Origin of the sequence: Streptomyces sp. NPDC005533, assembly GCF_042871845.1 — a bacterium.
In the GTDB taxonomy this organism is placed as follows: domain Bacteria; phylum Actinomycetota; class Actinomycetes; order Streptomycetales; family Streptomycetaceae; genus Streptomyces.
In genome coordinates this window covers 33,406-52,981 of record NZ_JBIAJH010000007.1, presented here as the reverse complement: position 1 = coordinate 52,981, position 19,576 = coordinate 33,406, and the positions used below count along the sequence as shown (strand labels likewise).

Annotated in this window: 10 protein-coding genes and 4 pseudogenes; 9 read left to right on the top strand and 5 right to left on the bottom strand. The window is 70.2% G+C overall.

Going from position 1 to position 19,576, the window contains the following annotated elements; translation table 11 throughout:
* Positions 1-82: 82 nt before the first annotated feature.
* Positions 83-643, top strand: a complete 561-nt coding sequence (locus ACFYP3_RS09190) for an MOSC domain-containing protein (RefSeq protein WP_388829143.1) — start codon at positions 83-85, stop codon at positions 641-643.
* Positions 644-854: 211 nt separating this feature from the next.
* Here the strand turns inward: ACFYP3_RS09190 and ACFYP3_RS09185 are convergent.
* The 4 genes and pseudogenes from ACFYP3_RS09185 to ACFYP3_RS09170 all read right to left on the bottom strand — a co-directional run.
* Positions 855-965 (bottom strand): annotated as a pseudogene (locus tag ACFYP3_RS09185) (sulfite exporter TauE/SafE family protein); the annotation flags it as partial.
* 48 nt (positions 966-1,013) lie between these two features.
* Positions 1,014-1,418 (bottom strand): ATP-binding protein, encoded by a 405-nt coding sequence (locus ACFYP3_RS09180; protein ID WP_388829140.1) that lies wholly within the window; start codon positions 1,416-1,418, stop codon positions 1,014-1,016.
* An 812-nt stretch (positions 1,419-2,230) separates the two neighbouring features.
* Positions 2,231-4,699, bottom strand: coding sequence for a SpoIIE family protein phosphatase (locus ACFYP3_RS09175; protein WP_388829137.1), 2,469 nt, complete (start codon positions 4,697-4,699; stop codon positions 2,231-2,233).
* Between the two features lie 38 nt (positions 4,700-4,737).
* Positions 4,738-9,309 carry a HAMP domain-containing protein gene (locus ACFYP3_RS09170; RefSeq protein ID WP_388829134.1) on the bottom strand — a complete coding sequence of 1,524 codons (4,572 nt, stop codon included), beginning with the start codon at positions 9,307-9,309 and terminating at the stop codon, positions 4,738-4,740.
* 431 nt (positions 9,310-9,740) lie between these two features.
* Here ACFYP3_RS09170 and ACFYP3_RS09165 point away from each other — a divergent pair, with 431 nt between their 5' ends.
* The 6 genes and pseudogenes from ACFYP3_RS09165 (at position 9,741) to ACFYP3_RS09140 (ending at position 17,156) form a co-directional block, all read left to right on the top strand.
* Positions 9,741-10,136, top strand: coding sequence for an ATP-binding protein (locus ACFYP3_RS09165; RefSeq protein WP_388829131.1), 396 nt, complete (start codon positions 9,741-9,743; stop codon positions 10,134-10,136).
* A gap of 609 nt (positions 10,137-10,745) precedes the next feature.
* Positions 10,746-12,518: pseudogene (locus ACFYP3_RS09160) on the top strand (DNRLRE domain-containing protein); the annotation flags it as partial.
* Positions 12,519-12,629: 111 nt separating this feature from the next.
* Entirely contained in the window at positions 12,630-14,702 is a 2,073-nt protein-coding gene (locus tag ACFYP3_RS09155; protein ID WP_388829655.1) for an amidase domain-containing protein, read from the top strand.
* A 14-nt stretch (positions 14,703-14,716) separates the two neighbouring features.
* Positions 14,717-15,229, top strand: a complete 513-nt coding sequence (locus ACFYP3_RS09150) for a hypothetical protein (protein ID WP_388829129.1) — start codon at positions 14,717-14,719, stop codon at positions 15,227-15,229.
* A 189-nt stretch (positions 15,230-15,418) separates the two neighbouring features.
* Positions 15,419-15,808 (top strand): hypothetical protein, encoded by a 390-nt coding sequence (locus tag ACFYP3_RS09145; protein ID WP_388829126.1) that lies wholly within the window; start codon positions 15,419-15,421, stop codon positions 15,806-15,808.
* Between the two features lie 532 nt (positions 15,809-16,340).
* Positions 16,341-17,156: pseudogene (locus tag ACFYP3_RS09140) on the top strand (IS5 family transposase).
* A 75-nt stretch (positions 17,157-17,231) separates the two neighbouring features.
* On the opposite strand, the pseudogene ACFYP3_RS09135 reads toward ACFYP3_RS09140, so the two are convergent.
* Positions 17,232-17,318: pseudogene (locus ACFYP3_RS09135) on the bottom strand (IS5/IS1182 family transposase); the annotation flags it as partial.
* 637 nt (positions 17,319-17,955) lie between these two features.
* Between ACFYP3_RS09135 and ACFYP3_RS09130 the strand changes: the two are divergent.
* Together ACFYP3_RS09130 and ACFYP3_RS09125 are read left to right on the top strand one after the other, a co-directional pair.
* On the top strand, positions 17,956-18,381 hold the full coding sequence (locus ACFYP3_RS09130; RefSeq protein WP_388829123.1) for a subtilase-type protease inhibitor: 426 nt from the start codon (positions 17,956-17,958) through the stop codon (positions 18,379-18,381).
* A gap of 571 nt (positions 18,382-18,952) precedes the next feature.
* Positions 18,953-19,141, top strand: coding sequence for a DUF4236 domain-containing protein (locus tag ACFYP3_RS09125; protein ID WP_388829120.1), 189 nt, complete (start codon positions 18,953-18,955; stop codon positions 19,139-19,141).
* Positions 19,142-19,576: the final 435 nt, after the last annotated feature.

The window sequence follows — 19,576 nt, the reverse complement described above, 5'->3', positions numbered from 1 at the left end:
GCCCATCCTGTCCCGGCCTGCCGGCCGCACCGGCGGCGACACCCGCCGCCAGGCTCCCCACACCGACCCTCAGGAAGCCACGTTGACGCGCCCAGCCCAGTTCCCGCGAGTGATCGCCGTCAGCAGCAGCCCCTCGCACCAGACGATCGACAAGGACAACCGGCCCTCCATCACCCTCCTCGCCGGAATCGGAGTCGAGGCCGACGCACACGCCGGAGCCACGGTGCAGAACCCGTGGAAGGTGCGACGGGATCCGAGCGCGCCGAACCTGTCCCAGGTCCACCTCCTGGCCGCCGAACTCCTCGACGCCCTCGACCAAGCCGGATACCCCGTCGTCCCCGGCCAACTCGGCGAGAACATCACCACCCGCGGGATCGTTCTGGAAGCCCTTCCCCAGGGCACCCTGCTGCGTATCGGAGCCGACGCCGTGGTCCGGCTCACCGGACTCCGCGACCCCTGCCGCCGCATCAACAGCCTGCACCCCCGCCTCCTCAAACAAGTCCTCCACCGGGACCCGGACGGCACCCTGATCCGACGGGCCGGCGTCATGGCCGTCGTCGAAGCCACCGGCCGCATCGCCCCCGGCATGACCCTCCACGCCGAACCGCCACCTCCACCCCACACGCCGCTTCCACCCGTGTGACCGCCCCTGCCCGAAGCCACCGTCGGCGCTCGTGCCCTCAGCCTCGGCCCGGCCACCGCCGGTCACGGCGACCGTGCCCCGGGGCCCCATGGGACGGGGGCGAGGCGGCCCGGAGGGCGGCTGTGTTGCCAGCGGTCAGCCGAACAGCCCGTGGCCGGCTGCATGAACTCGGGCTCGGGTCGAGCTCGGCGAGGGCGTCGAGGACGCGTCACCCGGAGCCGACGACCGCGTCGTAGAGGAGGTTCGTCGGCGACACCGCCGGATTGGGCACCCCCAGCACCCTCAGCCGTACCGGCAGCAGGAACACCGCACCCGACACCCCCCACCGCCGCCGTTACCGGCAGCGCGCACGCCGGCTGACCGCCGCGCATCACAGGGTGCCCGACGCCCCGGTAGTAAGGGTGGCGGTCACGGTCTTACCGCCCTGGTGGACGTGCACGTCGGTCCTGGCGAGCTGGTTGACCAGCCTCCAACCGAAACCGCCGGGCACCTCCGGCGCCCACGGCTGCAGCCGCGGCGGGGAGGGCGACCGGTCCGAGACCTCGACCGTGACCGTGCCGGCGTGGGCGCTGATCCGGAAACCGGAGGCGCCACCGGCATGGCGGCTGGCATTGGAAACCAACTCGCTCACCACCGTCAGTACGTTGTCCGCCGCGGCCGGCTCCGGCTCCAGAGCCGCCAGGACTTCGCGAGCGATCTCCCGGGCCTCGGCGCAGCTGAGACCGCCCCCACCGGGAGCCAGGAGATCACGGGAAGACAGCGTCCGCTCTTCCATATGGTGCGCTTTCCCCCGCTTCCATCCGGTAAGCGGCACTCGCGGATGCTCCTCCGTGCCGTCCACCTCGCGCCGCCCGTCAGGCCCTCGTCGTCCCCGCTGTGGTGCCGAACCGGCACCACAGCGCAGCGGTCAGGCTAACCCCGCCGGCTCGGTGTGTGTAGGGAGCCCCCATACGAAGCCCCCACGATCGGAAATCCGAGGCGCCCACCGTCGTTCCGCTCGGCACGCCCCGCTCCCCCGCGCCTCGCTCCCCCGCGCCTCGCTCGTAGCCGGGGCCGGGGCCGGGGCCGCCGGACGCCCGTCCCCGGCCGCTCGACGGCGGACGCGGACGCTCTGTCGGCCGCCGTGTGCGGCACGGCCCGCGCGAGCGCACCGTCACCGGTAAGCACCGTGAGCTCGGGGCCCCGGCCACCCAGCCCGGAGCGTGAGCGGGGCCGTAGCCTTCAATGTGGTGCAGGCCCTGCGCCTACGCCCGGCCTACAGGGCGAAGGGCTTCACTTCGGTACCGCCAGCCGGCCGCGACATCCCGCAGCCGGTCCTTCTCCCCCTCGTCCACCGAGAGACCCCAGCGCGTGGGTCAGCCGATGGACGCGATCAGGGCGCTTTCCCGCACCACATCGTCCTTCCCACGTTCAAGGTGACGGTCCCGACCGCGTCGGCGTGCACGGGAACCAGCCCCTGCTCCGCATCCGGCATCACCAGGAGCAGGACGCCCCAACCGAACACCGTGTCCCAGACCCTGCGGGAGCCGGGCGGGTGGCCGTTGCGTCGGCCACGGGGAGGCCGATGGCGGTGAGGCGATCCCTCCCTCAACGGACCTCGATTCCGATGAGGCAGGTGTCGTCGTCGGTGTCGGAGGTGCTGTACGTGAGCACGCTGTCCAGTCGCTTCTCCAGTGTGTCAGCGGAGCGTGAAGCGACGGTGAGCAGCTGGGCGAGGGAGTCGGTGACGGCGATGTCCCTGCGTTCGACGAGTCCGTCGGTGTACATGAGCAGGATGTCGGCGGCTTCGAGCTGAACCTCCTCCTCCGTGAACGTCGCGTCGGGCATGGCGCCGAGCAACAGGCCGCCTGTGAGGGGGAACGACTGCGCTTGCCCGTTCCTGACCAGGACCGGTGGCAGGTGGCCGGCGCGCGCCCACTGCAGGGTTCGGGCCGGGGGGTCGAAGAGGGCGCAGACGGCGGTCGCGGTGAGGTTGCTGGTGAGGTGGAAGGCGACGCGGTTGAGCCAGGCGAGTAGCTGCGCGGGGCCGGCGCCGGTGACGGCGAGGCCGCGGAGTGCGTTGCGCAGCGCGACCATGCCCGTGGCGGCCTGGATGCCGTGGCCGGCGACGTCGCCGACGCTGAGGAGGATCTTGCCGCTGGGCAGGACGACGGAGTCGTACCAGTCACCGCCGACGAGGGACTCGGATTCGGCCGGTCGGTAGCGCACTGCGATCCGGATGCCGGGTACTTCGAGGGGCGCCGGGGCCGGGGGCATGATGGCATGTTGCAGTTGGAGGGCGAGGCGGCTGCGGTCGGCGGATTCTGCTTCGGTGTCGGCGAGCTGGTCCCGGGTGGCGGCGAGGGCGACCTCGGTCCAGTGCTGGGAGGAGACGTCCTGGCAGGCGCCGCGTACCGCGTAGAGGCGGCCTTTTTCGTCCAGGACGGGCTCGGCGACCATGCGGACGTGCCGGGTGATGCCGTCAGGGCGTTGGAGGCGGAACTCCACGGACGATTCGCGATGGCTGTGCAGCAGAGTGCGCAGGAAGCGGCCGATGGAGTTGACGTCGTGGGCGTGGGCGTGGGCGGCGAGGTCCTCGAGGGGGACGGGGGCGACGGTGATCGGCAGCCCGAACAGGGCGAAGAGCTGCTCGTTCCAGCTGATCTCCGCGGTGTGCATGTTCTGTTCGAAGCCGCCGACCCGGCCGAGGCGCTGCGCGTGCTGCAGCAGGTTGGCGAGCCGCGCCTTCTCGTCTTCGATCTTCCAGATGAGGAGGAGGGCGGAGCCGTGTCGGCTGATGCGTACGTCGGCGACCGTGGTGAGGGGTACCTCGCCGACGAAGGTGGTCAGGGTGGTGCGCAGGGCCTGGCAGGCTTCGCCGGTGGCGTACGTCCTCTCCAGTTTGTCGAAGACGCCCCCGGCCTCGGCTGCCGCTGGGTAGATCTCGAGGAAGCGGCGGCCGGTGACCATGGAGCGGGGGCGGCCGGCCGGATCGATGAAGCTGTTGTTGACGTGGTGAATGCGGAAGTCGGCGAGCCGACCGTCGGCGTCAAGAACGGGTGCGAGGACGAGGACCGTGTCGTCGAGATGACCGGCGAGGTCGGCAAGTTCCGCCAGGGCCGCGTGATGCGCCGCGTCTGAAAGGTCCGGGGTGCTGTGCGGGGACTGTTCTTCGAGAGTGTGGGCGCACAGTTCCGCCAGCGCTTCGAGCTGGCGGATGATCTGTACGGGCTGAGGGGGCAGCGGTTGGGGCCAGCCGATTTCCAGGACGCCGTGGATGCGGCCGCCGGTACCCGCGGGGATGACGATGCGACCGCCGTCGGGGTGCTGGCGCCTGCCGATGGTGGGGAGACTGGCCTGGGCCAGGCTGGGGACGACGGAGAGCTCGCGATGGGTGAAAGCCAGCCGCGCGCAGGTGGCGACCTCGGGTGGAACGTAGCGCCAGCGGTCGGCGTCCTCCGGCGTGAAGCCTGCCTGACCTGCCAGAGTGAGCGAGGAGTCGGCTCCCGCGATCCAGATCGCGACGCCGTGCGCACCGAGGGGGGCGAGCGCGTTGTCGAGGAGCGCCGCTGCGACGGCCGGCGTGTCCCCCGCAGCCAGAACGCGGCTTTCCGCTGCCCGAAGGCGGACGGCCGGCGCGGCTTCGGCAGCCTCCTCGGCGACAGCGGTGGCAAGGAACTCCTGCGCGACTTCGCTGACGCTGTCCCGGGCTGCCTGGTTGATGACGTCGACGGCGAGTGCCAGCAGGGTGGTGCCGGACTGCTCGGCGAGTTTGGCGAGCTGCCTCGACGCCTCGGCGGGCCCACAGCCGAGGCGCCCGACGAGAATGCCCTTGGCAAGCTCGACCAGAGCACGGCCGTCGGCCGCGGACTGGGCTTCCAGAGCCTCCTCGCGCAGCCGCTCCACGGTGGCCGCGAGGCGGCCGGCCTCCACTCTCGTGGAAGTCTCCGGCCTGGCGCCCCGCGCCGGCAGGGGTTCGCCGTGCACGGCTTCCGCTCGTGGATCCAGGGCATTGCCCCCCGCAGGACCACTGGCGTGAGCGTGGGTTGCTTCGGGTTCGTCAGAAGTGGTGTTCACCGTGTGAGTCGCTATTCCTCCGTGGGGTGGCCGGGTGGTCAGGCGGGCGTGGTGCCCGAGGTGTTCTGGGCTGGCAGCCACCGTCGGAGGCGGGTGATGAGGTCGTTGGCGTCGACGGGCTTGGTGACGTAGTCGTTCGCGCCGGAGGCCAGGCTCTTCTCCCGGTCGCCGGGCATGGCTTTCGCGGTGACCGAGATGATGGGGAGATCGGTGTACTCGGGCATGCGCCTGATCTCGGTGGTTGCCGCGTATCCGTCCAGTTCCGGCATCATCACGTCCATCAGGACCAGGTCGATTCCCGGGGTCTCGACGAGGGTTTCGATGCCCCGGCGGCCGTTCTCGGCGTGCAGGACCTGCATCCCGTGCAACTCCAGGATCCCACTGATGGCGTAGAGGTTGCGCGGGTCGTCATCGACGACGAGGACCGACCGGCCGGCGAGGCTGGCGTCGACGACGGCGTGTTCGGGGACCGCGATGTGGCTGTCGGCGTGCACCAAGGTGGGGACGTCGCCCGGGCGGTCTGCCGACAGGTGCAGGGCGATGCGCTCGCGGAGCTCATCGAGGCTGGAGAGCACTTCCAGCGGCAGAGCGGCGGCGCGCTCGGCCACCTCTGCCTGATGCTCCCGGGTCATACGCCGGTTGTCGTGGGCGAGGACCGGCAGGGAGGCCAGCGCACCGTCCCCTGCGAGAGCCTGAAGGAAGCGCAGTCCTTCCCCGTCGGATCCGAGTTCGAGGACCACGCAGTGGAAGGGCGCTTGGGCCAGTACGGCTGCCGCGTCCGCCGCGGTGACCGCGGTCACGACCTCGGCACGGTCGGTCGGCACGGTGACCGCCCGTCCCGCGGTCAGGTCCCCGGCCGCGCTCTCGGCGACCAGGCTGAGCAGGCCGTTGCTGCGCTGCTCGATGACCAGAATGCGTCGCGGATGACGCTGCTCCTCGAGGGCCGCCTGCGCAGCGCCGTCCGCATGCTCAAGCTCCGCAGCGGTGGGCTCCGCACTGTCGAGGGCAGCCGTTTCCGCTTCGGTGAGTTCTCGTCCGGAGACGGGGAGGTAGAGAGTGAAGGTGGAGCCCTTGCCGACCTCGCTGCGGGCGGTGACGGCGCCGCCCAACAGGCGGGCGATCTCCCGGGTGATGGACAGGCCCAGGCCGGTGCCGCCGTACTTGCGGCTGGTGGTGCCGTCGGCCTGCTGGAACGCGGCGAAGATGGCGTCCAGCTGCTGCTCGGCAATCCCGATGCCGCTGTCGATCACGCGGAAGGCGACCACGGACCCGGCCTGGGCCAGCTCGTCGGGGAGCTCTGCCGAACCCGCGGGCTCGATCTTGACGTGGACCCGGCCGTGCTCGGTGAACTTCACCGCATTGGAGAGCAGGTTGCGCAGGATCTGCTGGAGGCGGGCGTCGTCGGTGAGGAGGTCCACCGGAACGCCAGGGGCGGTGGTGATATCGAATTCAAGCCCCTTCTGACTGGTCAGCGGCCGGAAGGAGGCTTCGAGGTAGGTGAGGAGCTGCTTGAGGGAGACGCGCTCGAGGTTCACGTCCATCTTGCCCGCCTCGACCTTCGACAGGTCGAGGATGTCGTTGATCAGCTGGAGCAGGTCGGAGCCGGCGGAGTGGATGATGCCCGCGTACTCGACCTGCTTCGGGGAGAGGTTGCGGGTCGGGTTCTGGGCGAGGAGCTGGGCGAGGATGAGGAGGCTGTTGAGCGGGGTGCGCAGTTCGTGGCTCATGTTCGCCAGGAACTCCGACTTGTACTTGGAGGCCAGCGACAGCTGCTGGGCACGGTCCTCCAGTTCCTGCCGGGCCTGTTCGATCTCCAGGTTCTTGGCCTCGATGTCGCTGTTCTGGCTGGCGAGGAGGGCCGCCTTCTCCTCCAGTTCCGCGTTGGAGCGCTGGAGTTCCTCCTGCTGGACCTGGAGCTCCTCCGAGCGGGCCTGGAGTTCTGCCGTGAGCCGCTGGGACTCGCCGAGGAGCTCGTCGGTCCGGGCGTTGGCGACGATCGTGTTGACGTTGACCCCGATGGTCTCCATCAGGCGGCCCAGGAAGTCGCGGTGCACGGGGGTGAAGGGAGCGAAGGAGGCGAGCTCAATGACGCCCAGGACCTGGTCCTCGACGACGATGGGCAGAACGATCAGATGGGCCGGCGCCGCTTGTCCGAGCCCGGAGGAGATCAGGTATCCGGGCGGCACGTTGTTGGTGGTCAGGATGCGGCGGCTGCGGGCCGCCTGGCCCACGAGGGTCTCTCCGTGTCGGACGCGCGTGGCGGCGGGGCTTTCCGTCGGCCGTCCGAAGGAGCCGATGAGGGTGAGCCCGGCCTGTCCGTCGATCTCCTCGCCGAGGTAGAAGGCGCCGTAGCTGGCGTCGACGAGGGGGGTGAGTTCGTCCATGACGAGTTCGGCGACTACGGCGAGGTCGCGGTGGCCCTGCATCAGGCCGGAAATCTGGGCGAGGTTGGATTTGAGCCAGTCCTGCTCCTCGTTGGCACGGGTGGTCTCGCGCAGCGAGCCGACCATGGAGTTGATGTTGTCCTTGAGTTCGGCGACCTCGCCCGAGGCGTCGACGGTGATCGAACGGGTCAGGTCGCCCTCGGCGACCGCGCTGGCGACCTCGGCGATGGCCCGGACCTGCCGGGTCAGGTTGCCGGCCAGCTCGTTGACGTTCTCGGTCAGGCGCTTCCAGGTGCCGGAGACGCCCTCGACCTCGGCCTGGCCGCCGAGCCGGCCCTCGCTGCCGACCTCGCGAGCCACCCGGGTGACTTCCGCGGCGAAGGACGACAGCTGGTCGACCATCGTGTTGATGGTCGTCTTCAGCTCCAGGATCTCCCCGCGGGCGTCCACGTCGATCTTCTTGGACAGATCGCCGTTGGCGACGGCGGTGGTGACGAGGGCGATGTTGCGGACCTGGCCGGTGAGGTTGTTGGCCATGGAGTTGACGTTGTCGGTGAGGTCCTTCCAGGTGCCCGCCACGTTGGGGACCCGGGCCTGGCCGCCGAGCCGGCCCTCGGTGCCGACCTCGCGGGCCACGCGCGTCACCTCGTCGGCGAACGCGGACAGCGTGTCGACCATCGTGTTGATCACCCCGGCCAGCGCGGCGACCTCGCCCTTCGCCTCGACCGTGATCTTCTGCGAGAGGTCTCCGCGGGCGACGGCGGTGGCGACCTGGGCGATCGACCTGACCTGCCCGGTCAGGTTGGACGCCATGACGTTGACGTTGTCGGTGAGATCCTTCCAGGTACCGGAGACCCCGCGGACGGTGGCCTGGCCGCCCAGGTTGCCCTCGGTGCCGACCTCGCGGGCCACCCGTGTCACCTCGTCGGCGAAGGCGGACAGCTGGTCGACCATCGTGTTGATGGTCTCCTTCAGCTCCAGGATCTCCCCGCGGGCGTCCACCCGGATCTTCTGCGTCAGATCGCCCTGCGCCACCGCCGTGGTGACCTCGGCGATCGAACGGACCTGGGCGGTCAGGTTGTCGGCCATGAAGTTCACCGAGTCGGTGAGGTCACGCCAGGTACCCGAGACGCCCTTGACGTCCGCCTGCCCGCCGAGCCGCCCGTCCGTGCCGACCTCGCGGGCCACGCGGGTGACTTCGTCGGCGAACGCGGACAGCTGGTCGACCATCGTGTTGATGGTGGTCTTCAGCTCCAGGATCTCCCCGCGGGCGTCCACGCGGACCTTCTGCGACAGGTCGCCCTGGGCGACGGCGGTCGCCACCTGGGCGATGGAGCGCACCTGGGAGGTCAGGTTTCCGGCCATGAAGTTCACCGAGTCGGTGAGGTCACGCCAGGTGCCCGAGACGCCCTTGACGTCCGCCTGCCCGCCGAGGATGCCTTCCGTGCCCACCTCGCGGGCCATGCGGGTGACTTCTCCGGCGAACGCGGACAGCTGGTCGACCATCGTGTTGATGGTGTTCTTCAGCTCCAGGATTTCCCCGCGGGCGTCGACGGCGATCTTCTGGGAGAGGTCTCCCTTGGCAACCGCGGTGGTGACCTGGGCGATGTTGCGGACCTGGTCGGTGAGGTTTCCGGCCATGAAGTTCACCGAATCGGTGAGGTCACGCCACACCCCGCCCACTCCGGGCACCTGGGCCTGCCCGCCGAGGCGCCCCTCGCTGCCCACCTCGCGGGCCACGCGCGTGACTTCGGCGGCGAACGAGGACAGCTGGTCCACCATCGTATTGACGGTGTCCTTCAGCTCCAGGATCTCGCCCCGGGCCGCCACGTCGATCTTCTGCGAGAGGTCGCCGCGCGCCACCGCCGTCGCCACTTGCGCGATGTCGCGGACCTGGGTGGTCAGGTTGCCTGCCATCGCGTTCACGGAGTCCGTGAGATCCGCCCAGGTACCCGACACTCCCGGCACCTCGGCCTGGCCACCCAGCGTTCCCTCGGTGCCGACCTCACGGGCGACGCGGGTGACCTCGGAGGTGAACAGCGACAGCTGGTCGACCATCCCGTTGAAGACCGTGGCGATCTCCCCGAGCAGACCGTCGGCCTCATCAGGCAGCCGTGTACCGAAGTCACCGTCGCGCACCGCTGTCAGGCCCGCCAGGAGCTGCCGCAGCTCCGGCTCCCCGACTTCCCCCACCGCCGTGCGTGACGAATCAGCCGTCCTGGCCATTGCAGTCCCAACCTCTCGTGCTGCCCCTGGGGCGCCCGCAACCCTCATGCGTTCCACCACGTAGTCCATCACATATGCCGCCGCCCCCAGAGCCAGTGGTGAACTTGCGTTCGTACGTCGTCAGGGAGGGCCGTGGACGAGTCGGACGCCAGGCGCCCGGTCGAGAGCCGGGTGAAGGTGATGGTTTTCAGCGGCTGGGGGTCTGCTGTGGCGGTTGGGGGCGCGTCGAGCGGGTGCTCCTCCGGCTGCTTGTGTGCATGTTGTCCCGGCTGCTGATCCAGCGATGTAGCAGTTCCGCAAGCGGTTGTGGCACTGGGGACGGCGGTTCGCCGAGGCGGAGAAACCCGTGAGGCCCCTGGGCAGGGCTGCCGAACCGCATCCTGGGTGCGGCGGGCCGGCATCTTGTGGGGTAGCCGGGGCAGGTGACCGGTATGAGGCCCCGAGGGAGCAGGCCCGACCGCCCGGCGCGGATGAGCTGCGGCCAGGCCCGGGAGCTGGCCCGACGCGTACTGGCCGAGGTGGGCGCCCCTCCGGTCCTGGTCACCGACGTGCTGATGGTGGTGAGCGAGCTCGTCTCCAACGCGATCCGGCATGCAGGCGGTCCCGCAGGGTTCCACATCTACCGCCGGTCCGGCGTGATCATCGTCGAGGTGTCCGACCACTCACCCCGCCTGCCGCAGCTGCGGCCGCGATCACCGAACCTCCCCGGCCACTTCGGGTGGCGCCTGGTCAAAACCCTCGCCCCCACCGTCTTCATCCGCTTCCATCGCGGCGGCAAAACCATCACCGCCCCACTCCCCCTGCACCCCACCCCCCACATTCGCTGAGCCTCTGCGTCGGCCCCTACCTCCGCCGCGTCCACGCTCCCGGAAAGTCCAGGTCGAGTGCGCCGCACCGGTGGTTGCCGCGTCCGCGTTCCACGGCCGACCGAGGACGTCGTGGGCGCTCACTGGTACACGACGTCAGCGCGGCAACCGTGAGCCGGAAAAGTGGCGTCACCCCGTAGCTACAGGGTGACGATGACGGGAAACCGGCGGAAAGCTCGGCGGCCGGGGGTGGGGCGGCCCGGGGGTACTGCAGCCCCCAGAGCGCTATGGCCCCGGGCCTCACCCGCGCACGCCGCCGAGGAACTGCCCCCGCTGACACGGGCACCCCTGAGGGGCGAGGCCGACGGAGTTCTGGCTCCAGGACGTGCAGCAGAGTCCGGAGGCAAGGAACATCACAAATGAGTCACCGTGGCGAGATTATGCCCCAGTTGCCCGTTTCCGGGAAGGAACTGCCTGGTCAGAGAGCTACGTTGCTCCTCTCGTACCTAGATCATCGGGTACTCGCAGAAAGACCGAGGACGTATGGCTACTCGCTTCTCCGCGGCAAGACGCCGCGGAAGAGGGCCCTGGGGGACCACCCACTGGATAGCGGGCGGAGCGGCACTCATCGTGTCCGCGACCCTGCTCCAGAGCTCGCACCCGGCCGACGCCGCTGCGGCTCCGGCCGCCGCGGCCAAGTCCGGCGCCGTGACCGAAGAACTCAACCTCGCGCGCGCCCGGGCGGCCGCGCGGACGGCGGGCCACCGCGTCGAGGCGGTCTCGGAACGTTCCGAGACGTCCACGACGTGGGTGAACCCGAACGGCACGCTCACGACCGAAGTGGCCGCCGGGCCGATCCGCTTCTACGACCAGCAGGCACGCGCCTGGCGCGCCGTCGACGTGACCCTGGGCCACGCCCCGGACGGGTCCGTGGTGTCCAAGGCCCACCCGCAGGGCCTGAAGCTGGCCGCCGGCAGCCTCCCGCGGATGGCCAAGGCCGCGCCGCAGGCCGCACCCTCGGTCAACTACACCAGCACCGACCTCGTCACCCTGGGCGAGGGCGAGCAGCAGATCACCCTCAAGTGGAAGGGTGCCCTGCCGTCCCCGAAGCTGGACGGGGCGCGCGCCGAGTACACCAACGCCGTCCCCGGCGGTGACGTCGTCATCGAGGCCACCCGCAGCGGCTTCGAGCAGTTCGTCGAGCTGAAGCAGCGCCCGGCCGGCGGGAACTACTCGTACACCCTGCCGCTGGTGGCCAAAGGCCTGAAGGTGGAACAGCAGGCAGACGGCAGTGTGCAGTTCACCGACCGCAAGAGCAAGAAGACCGCGGTCATGCCCGCGCCGGTGATGTGGGACTCCACGGTCGATCCGGTCTCCGGTGAGCACACCCGCAAGGTGCCCGTGGCGATGACGGTCGTCCAGGGCAAGGGCACCGTCGACCTGGTCGTCACCCCCGACGCGAAGTTCCTGGCGGACCCGGCCACCACGTACCCGGTGACCGTGGACCCCTCCACCTCCTCGCTGGGCAACGTCTTCGACACCTACGTCCAGCAGGGCGAGACCGTCGACTGGTCGAACGACACCGAGCTCGACCTCGGCAACCCCGGTACGAAGAACGCGAACGGCACCTTCCGTACCGCCCGTTCATTCATCACCTGGAACACGGCGCCGATCGCGGACGCGCTGGTCTCCGACGCCAAGCTGTCCCTGTGGAACTTCCACTCCGGGAACACCGACTGCGTCGCGCAGCCGTGGGAGGTCTGGGACTCCACCGCCCCGAGCACCGCGTCGCGGTGGACGAGCCAGCCGACGATGGGCACCAAGTACGCCACGTCCACCGAGACCCGCGGCAACCCCGGCTGCGGCTCCGCGCCGGACGGCTGGATCAACGCCGACGTGACCACCCTCGTCCAGACGTGGGCGTCCGCGAAGGCGCCGCTGTCCAGCATGGGCCTGCGCGCCACGTCGGAGTCGGTCGTCGGGCAGTGGAAGCGCGTCAACTCCGCGAACGCCACGTCCAACCCGCCGAAGCTGACGGTCACCTACAACTACCGTCCGCAGACCGGCACCAAGCAGGAGGCCGGCCCTCCGTTCGTCCAGGACAAGACCCCCGCCTGGCGCGTGGACACGACGACGCCGACCCTGCGCGACACGTTCGCGGACAAGGACGGCGACACGGTCAACGGCACCTTCCAGATCTTCGACGCCGCCACCAACACCCAGGTCGGCAACACCCTGGTCTCGCCGTTCGTCCCCGCCGGCACCCCGGCATCGGTCGTCGTACCGGCGGGCGTGCTCCAGCACGGCCGCACGTACCGTTTCCGCACCTCGCCCTACGACGGCACCCACTACAGCAACAGCTGGTCCCCCTGGTCCAACTGGACCACCCTCACCGTCAGCCCCCTGCCCGACGCCCCGCAGGACATCCAGGCCGGCGCCCAGCAGACCCTGACGCCCATCCTGTCCGCGGTCGTCACGACCCCGGCGCAGACCCGCGTGAGCGCCGAGTTCTCGATGAAGGACGCGGCCGGGAACCCGGTCCCGAATCTCCCGCTGCCTCCCGTATGGGTGCAGAGCGGCAGTAGGGCCGCCCTGCAAATCCCCGAGGGGAAGCTCGCGGACGGCGCGAGCTACCGCTGGTCGGTACGGGCCTGTGACAGCGTCGGCTGCTCACCCTGGTCGGCCGAGCAGATGCTGACCGTCCGCCTCCAGCCGCTGCCGTCGATGCCGGCCACGCAGTCCCTGGCCCTCACCGGCGCCGCACTCGCGGGCACGTCCGCCCCGACCGACTGCGACACGCCCGGCTGCGCCACGGTGCCGAACGGGCAGCTCCGGATCGGTACGGCGGACGGACACCTGTGGGCGACGCACCTGAAGGCGAACCTGTCCGCGCTCCCGCCGGGAGCCCGGGTCACCTCCGCCAAGCTGTCACTGACCAGGGCCGACTGCACCACCCAGTGCGTGGCGCAGAAGCCGAGCGCGTACGAGCTCTCCACCGCCTGGACCGCGGCACAGAGCGGCAAGGACCTCCTGACGGCCGCGGGCGACGACAGCTACGTCTCCGACCTCGCGCTGTCCGAGGTCGACTTCGGCATGCTGGTGCAGTCCTGGCTCGACCGCGGCGGGAACGAGGGACTGGCCCTCACCGTCCCCGGCACGGTGGCCGGAGCGTCGTACCACTCCGGTGCGGCGGCGGACCCCGCCCTGCGTCCGAAGCTGACAGTCGAGTACCTGCCGCCGACCGCTCCCGGCGCCGTCAGCGACGTCGTCACCACCCCCGGTGACACCGGCCTGCTCGCCACCTGGAACGCCCCGCTCGACAGTGGGACGACCGGTGACGTCACGTACGTGGCGAAGGCAGAGAAGAGCGACGGTACGGTGACGGGCACCTGGGAGGGCACGGCGCTGCGCGCCGTCTTCGGCGGGCTCGACAATGCCCTCTCCTACCGGGTCTCCGTGACAGCGAAGAATGCCGTCGGCAGCGGCCCGGTGTCCCGCTCCGCCCTGGCGCAGGGTGCCTCCGTGGCCGGTGGCACCACGCCGTACAAGGACTACGTCCAGGCCTACTTGAGCGCCCGGAACAAGGTCATGACGGGGGTCAGCGCCACCACGGCCGAGGCGGCGGCCGAGTCTCCGCACGGTGCAGTCTTCGGTGCGGTCCTCGACGTGCAGGAAGCCTCCCTCATCGGGGAGCTCGTGGCGCTGGGAACGCAAGGCCAGGCGTACGTGGGTGCCTCTTCGGCTTTGACGGACACCATGGTTGCCGATGGTGGGGCCGCCCGCGTGCTGGTACGAGCCACTGTCATCCAGACGACGACCCTGCGGGTCAACGGCGTCGACGAGGTGTCGGAGGACCGGCGGGCCAAGCGGTTCGTGTTCAACGCCTCGGGCGGGACGGTGAAGCTCGAGAGCGAATCCGATGACAGCGAGGCGGGGCAGAAGCTGTCCCCCACGGCTGCGGCGGGAACCCAGGTGGCCGCTACACCGGCGGACACCACGGGCGTGCCGACCGATGGCGCAGAGACCATCCTCCTGGGCGACGACGGGTTCCCCGTGTCGGACCCCGTGGCGGCCGGCGCCCTCACGGCCTCCTACGTCAACGGGTCCGGAACGGCGAGCTGGGCCTGGAACAACGCCGGCCGGATCCCGAGGGACTACGGCAGCAACGACTGCACCAACTTCGTGTCCAAGGCCCTCTACAACGGTGGCGGCATGAAGATGCGCCACTGGGCGTACTGGCAGGACCGTGCCTGGTGGCGGAACACCTCCTGGACGTCGTGGAAGAAGAACAGCCACACCTGGTCAGGGGCCCAGAACCTGTTCACGCACATGCTGAACTACCGCCAGCCCGGATACGTCAACCGTGTGTACAATCTTCGGCCCGGGGACATCCTGTTCTTCAGCTGGAAGAAAGACAACGGTGTGTTCAATCACGCGGCGGTCGTGACCGGAAACAATCAAGGCGTCGTCAGTGTGGCTCAGCACGGCTACAGCGCCCATGACACCCTCCAAGGGATCATGGCCCGCCACAGGACCGGTCCCAATCCGATCGTCGAGGTCGGCGCGCTTCGGCCGACGTCTCGATGAGGCCAGGACCGGCCTTGCGGGCCGCGGCGGTTTCCGCACTGACCTTCGGCATGCTGACCGCCTGCTCCTCGGCCTACGATGCCGAAGACGTGGCGTACGCCGGTGACTACGGCAGCCACCCACCGCTCGCCGTGGTCGGATACCCGTCCACGGGATCCCTGGGCATCACCCAGGAGGTGGTGTGGCGCATCGCCGACGGCAAGGTGGGCGAGCTGGCGTCTCTGGCCGACAAGGACGACAAGGGCGTTCCTGAGAAGACTGCCGAGAACTGGATCACGGCATTCGGCAAGGGAGCCCGCGGCAAGGTGACCGCGGAGTTCTACGACGAGGGATCGCTCCGGCAGGAGGTCGTGCTCTATCTGCACGAGACCGGCCAGATCAAACAGATCCAGGTCCGGGCCACCAGCGTCAAAGGCAAGGACATCTGGCGTGTGACCATGGCCGAACCCTCCCCTGAGGAGGCCACCGCCGTGCACCCGTGGGTGCCGAAGAAGCCCGGCGAACTCGGTTCGAAGACCGTACGGTGAGCTGATCCGAACAAGTCCGGGCAAGGGGCGTCGCCTGCGTGGGAAACCGCGTGGGCGGCGCCCCTTCGCGGGTACCGCAGGTTCCCGGGCCCGCTCCCTGCCCCGAACTCCCCGCCGGCGACCTGCGCGGCCAGCTCGGACGGCCTACGCGTTCCGACCGCGGGCCACGGTCCTGCGGGGCAGCTGCTCGTGCGGGGGGCGGGGCCGGCCGAACACACGCTCGACTGGAGCGCGCTGCCCGAAGACAATCCGCTGTACGAGGTGGACGTGGACCTCTCGGGGCCGATCGCGGACTACGACGCACACCTGTCGGTCATTCGGGGGAAGGCCGTACCGCTCCCAGAAGAGCTCACCGGGCTCCTCACCGGCCTCGTCCGCGTCCTCGACGGCCTGGCCCTCAAGGAGCCGCTGGTCGCATTGAAGGCTCTCGCGGACCTCCGCCACGTCATCGACCAGACCGGCCAGGACGCCGTGTACGAACTCGCCGTCCCAGATGTGCCGATCGATGAGGTCGCGACCGCGCTCGGGACGAGCGAGGCCGTGGCCCGTACCTATCTCAACGACTACCACCAACCCTGACCCCAGCCGCCCCGGAGCGGGAAGCCAGGGCGGTGCAGCGGATCCCGCCTTCGGGGTGCCATTCCAACACCGGCCCCGCCGCGTCGCCGTGCTCAGCCCACCGCGCGACGGGGACCACGCCACCGCAGTCGTGCCGCTGGCACACACGCACCCCTCCCCCGACCCCGCGTACGCGACCCCGTGACGGACCACCCCGCCTGCCGGCCCGGACGCCGCGGTGCCGCGCAGACCCGCCGGCCACGTCAGCGTCAGGCGCAACCCTCCCGCGCCCGACCGGAACCGCTCGATCTGAGGGCTTGCCGACGCGCACACACCAGCTGTTGTCCCGCCGACCCCAGGCAGAGGCTCGGTGGCCCGGAACACACATGCATCGAGGCCCGGACCGCATGCGGCCCGGGCCCGGACCGCAATGCGCCGGCCGACCGCGACAGCCGCACGCAGACAACCGGCCCGGACGGCGGCTAGCGCGTGTCTCTTTGATGGGTTGCTCAGTTGATCGGATGTGTCCGTCCGATTAGTGATCACTGATGTCATGTGGGACCGGATCGAGCCGTTGATGCCGGCCGATCCGGTCCGGGGCCGGCGGTGGGCCGACCCCCGCCGCACCCTTGAGGCCATCGCGTGGAGGTACCGCGCCAATTCGCCTTGGCGGGACCTTCCCGACGAGCTCGGCCCGTTCCAGACCGCACACAGACGCCTGATCAGATGGGCCGTGGACGGCACCTGGGAGAAGATCCGCGCCTCCGTCCTGGCAACGGCGGACGCCGACGACGGCATCGACTGGACGGTCTCGGTGGACTGCACCGTCGTCCGCGCCCACCAGCACGCCGCAGGCGCACGCAAAAAGGGGCGGCTCGCTCGGGCGAGCGCGCCGATCACGCACTCGGACGCTCTCGCGGCGGGCTGAGCACCAAGGTTCACCTCGCCGCAGACGGCGGGGCACGCCCGCTGGCCTTCGTCGTCACTGCAGGCCAGGCCGGTTACGCCTTCGAGACGGTGATGTCCCGCATCCGCGTTCCCCGCGGCGGGCCTGGCCGACCACGAACGAGGCCCTTCGCCGTGCCGGCCGACCGGGCGTACTCATCCCGCGCCATCCGCAGCCACTTACGGCGCCGCGGAATCCGGGCGGTCATCCCTCAGCCGTCCGACCAGACCGCCTGCGGCGGGGCCGCCAAGGCGGCCGACCGCCAGGCTTCGACCTCGAGGTCTACAAGCAGCGGAACACCGTCGAGCGGTGCATCAACCGACTTAAGCAGTGGCGCGCCTGGCCACACGACCCGACAAACTCGCCATCGCCTACCAGACCGCACTCCACCTCGCCGGCATCGTCATCTGGGCCCGACGCTGACAAAAGAGACAGAACCTAAAGGGTGTTGCAGAAGGTCTGTTTCGGGCAGGCCTGTGGGGCTGCTGACCTGCTGTTTCACCGTGCCAGGGCGAGGCTGTGCATGGTGGCGACGGCCTGGACGGCATGGTCGCGGCCGTCGCCCTTCTGTCGGCAGTCGCGGAGCTGGGCGGCTCCGGGACGCCGGGCTGCGGGTACGAGCGCTTCGGCGACGACGGCGTACCCGTCGGGGTACGCGGTCGCGCTCCCCGACGACGCGCGGACGGCGGTACCCGTCCGGTGTGGTTCACCGGTTCGCCGGTTCGACGCGCGCCTACGGCCTGTCCCTGCCGCTTCTCCCCCGTCGCACTGCGGAGTGGGGGCTGGCCGGGCAGCCGACCCGGGAGGTGTCCGCACTCTGGGCCGCGCCGGACAAGCCTCCGGTGCGCTGTCCGTGCAGCACGGCACGCGCGTCTGGTGCCGCCGCGCTCCGCGGGACCGTTCACTCGGAAGCTCCACCCGGACCCTGGGTTGGGCGCATTCATCCCGTCACCCTGCAAAGCGATTCGGCGAACCGCGCACCTCCGTCACCAGGGAGGCACATGGCGCGGCGGGGCAGCAACCCCCGCCCCCGAGCCACTCGGAAGCCTGGGACGTGCCGCGCCAGCTGGGCGGACACCGGCCGATGATCCGGTCAAGGCGTCTGTCCGTAAATCGACCGCCCGTTGGCGGCCCTCCTTCGGACCTGCCAGGCTCGTCGTGAAGAGCGCCAGATCGCAGGCGCTGAACCGCAACCACCCTTGACTCGAAGGTGAAACCACTCATGCGTCGCCACATCATCGCAGTATCCGCCTTCAGCCTCCTCTGTCTTGCCGGCACCACCGGCCTCGCGGAGGCTCAACCCACCGGTGCGCACGGCCCGTCCGCGATGGTCTTCACCATTACCCACGGCCGCGGCGCACCCACGGACACCGTCATGCGCGCGGCCACTCTCAGCTGCGCCTACACCGCCGAGGGCACTCACCCCGCCCCGAGGGCCGCGTGCGACGCCCTCAACGCCACCGACGGCGAACTCAACCGCCTGCTGGCAACACCGAACACATCGCGGGTCTGCCCCAAGTACTTCGACCCCGTTACGGTCACCGCAGACGGCGTACTGCACGGCAGGCGCGTCGCCTGGAAGCACACCTTCTCCAACGCATGCACGATGTCGGCGACCCTGAACGGGAACCCCGTGTACGCGTTCTGACTTCGTACGGCCGACCTCGGATGGATCTGCCCGGCGGTACCGCCCCCAACGTGCGGGCACCGGGGCCGACCCGCGCGCCGCACGGACGGCATCCTCTCCTTCCGTCGGATTCACACGTGGCTCGGCTAGCGGTCGCCCGCACCGCGCCCCCCCTCCTGCGGCGGCGCGTGCGGCTCACCGCCTTCGGCGAGGCACGGGAGCCAGGGAGCGGGTTTCGTGAAGCCGCCCTGGGCCGAGATCGACTTGATGCCGGCCAGCCCGCCGTCGCGGACCGGCCACAGGCCGAGCAGCCGGCCGACGTGGCCAATCCCTCCGCCGGGGACCAACGCCCGAGCACCGAGGCCCTACATGGTTGGGGCGACCCAGCTGCACCTCGCGCCCGACCTCCTGGAATGCTGTGCCCCCACCTGTGAGCGGTTGCGATGTGGCCTGGCGCCGATGAGAACCTGCCGCGCGGCGCTCCGCGGGCGCATGGAATGGGCCGCGCCGGACACACGTACGTCAACTGGCCTGAGCGCAAGAACAGTTCGCCGGGGCCAGCCGACCCCTACGCGCACCGAGGAGAGACGTCATGCCGCTGACATTCCGCAAGAGCTTCAGGATCCTGCCTGGCGTCCGGCTGAACATCAACCGCAAGTCGTGGTCGATCACCACCGGCGGCAAGCACGGTCCCCGCCGCACCCACAGCAGCACCGGACGCCGCACCACTTCGATGGACCTGCCCGGTCCCTTCGGCTGGCGCAAGACCCGCCGCAGCTGATCCCAGGCTCCTCAGCTGACGCAACGGGTACGCCATCCCTCCAGGACGCGGCGGCCACCACCGACCGCTGGTGACCCACGGCAACGACCACGCCGTCACGCTTGCTCCCGGCGCATCTCACGCTGGACGTTATGCGCCGCCCGGGCTGTGCCCGCCCGAACATCGCCTCCGAGCGGGCCGGCTGGCACGGCCCGGGCGAAAGGCGGCGGTCACCGGTCTGGTGACCGCCGCCGCTCTTGCCTTGCCCTGCCCTGCCCGCCGCCCCTACGCACGCGGCCGAGGTACGGACAGCCGTGCCGCAGGTCTCGGCCACATCTCTCCGTAGCCAAAATGTGAGGCCGGCGACGGAGCGGTGTGCGGAGCGCTCCTCCGAGCGCTCGAGCGTTTGACACCTCTTGCCGTGTCGTCGCGGTCGGGGCCGACCGGCCCGACTTC

Coding starts and splice junctions, on each gene's coding strand:
- ACFYP3_RS09130 (WP_388829123.1), top strand. CDS start 17,956: ATGCGTCGCCACATCATCGCAGTATCCGCCTTCAGCCTCCTCTGTCTT.
- ACFYP3_RS09155 (WP_388829655.1), top strand. CDS start 12,630: ATGAAGGACGCGGCCGGGAACCCGGTCCCGAATCTCCCGCTGCCTCCC.
- ACFYP3_RS09180 (WP_388829140.1), bottom strand. CDS start 1,418: ATGGAAGAGCGGACGCTGTCTTCCCGTGATCTCCTGGCTCCCGGTGGG.
- ACFYP3_RS09125 (WP_388829120.1), top strand. CDS start 18,953: ATGCCGCTGACATTCCGCAAGAGCTTCAGGATCCTGCCTGGCGTCCGG.
- ACFYP3_RS09170 (WP_388829134.1), bottom strand. CDS start 9,309: ATGGCCAGGACGGCTGATTCGTCACGCACGGCGGTGGGGGAAGTCGGG.
- ACFYP3_RS09165 (WP_388829131.1), top strand. CDS start 9,741: ATGAGGCCCCGAGGGAGCAGGCCCGACCGCCCGGCGCGGATGAGCTGC.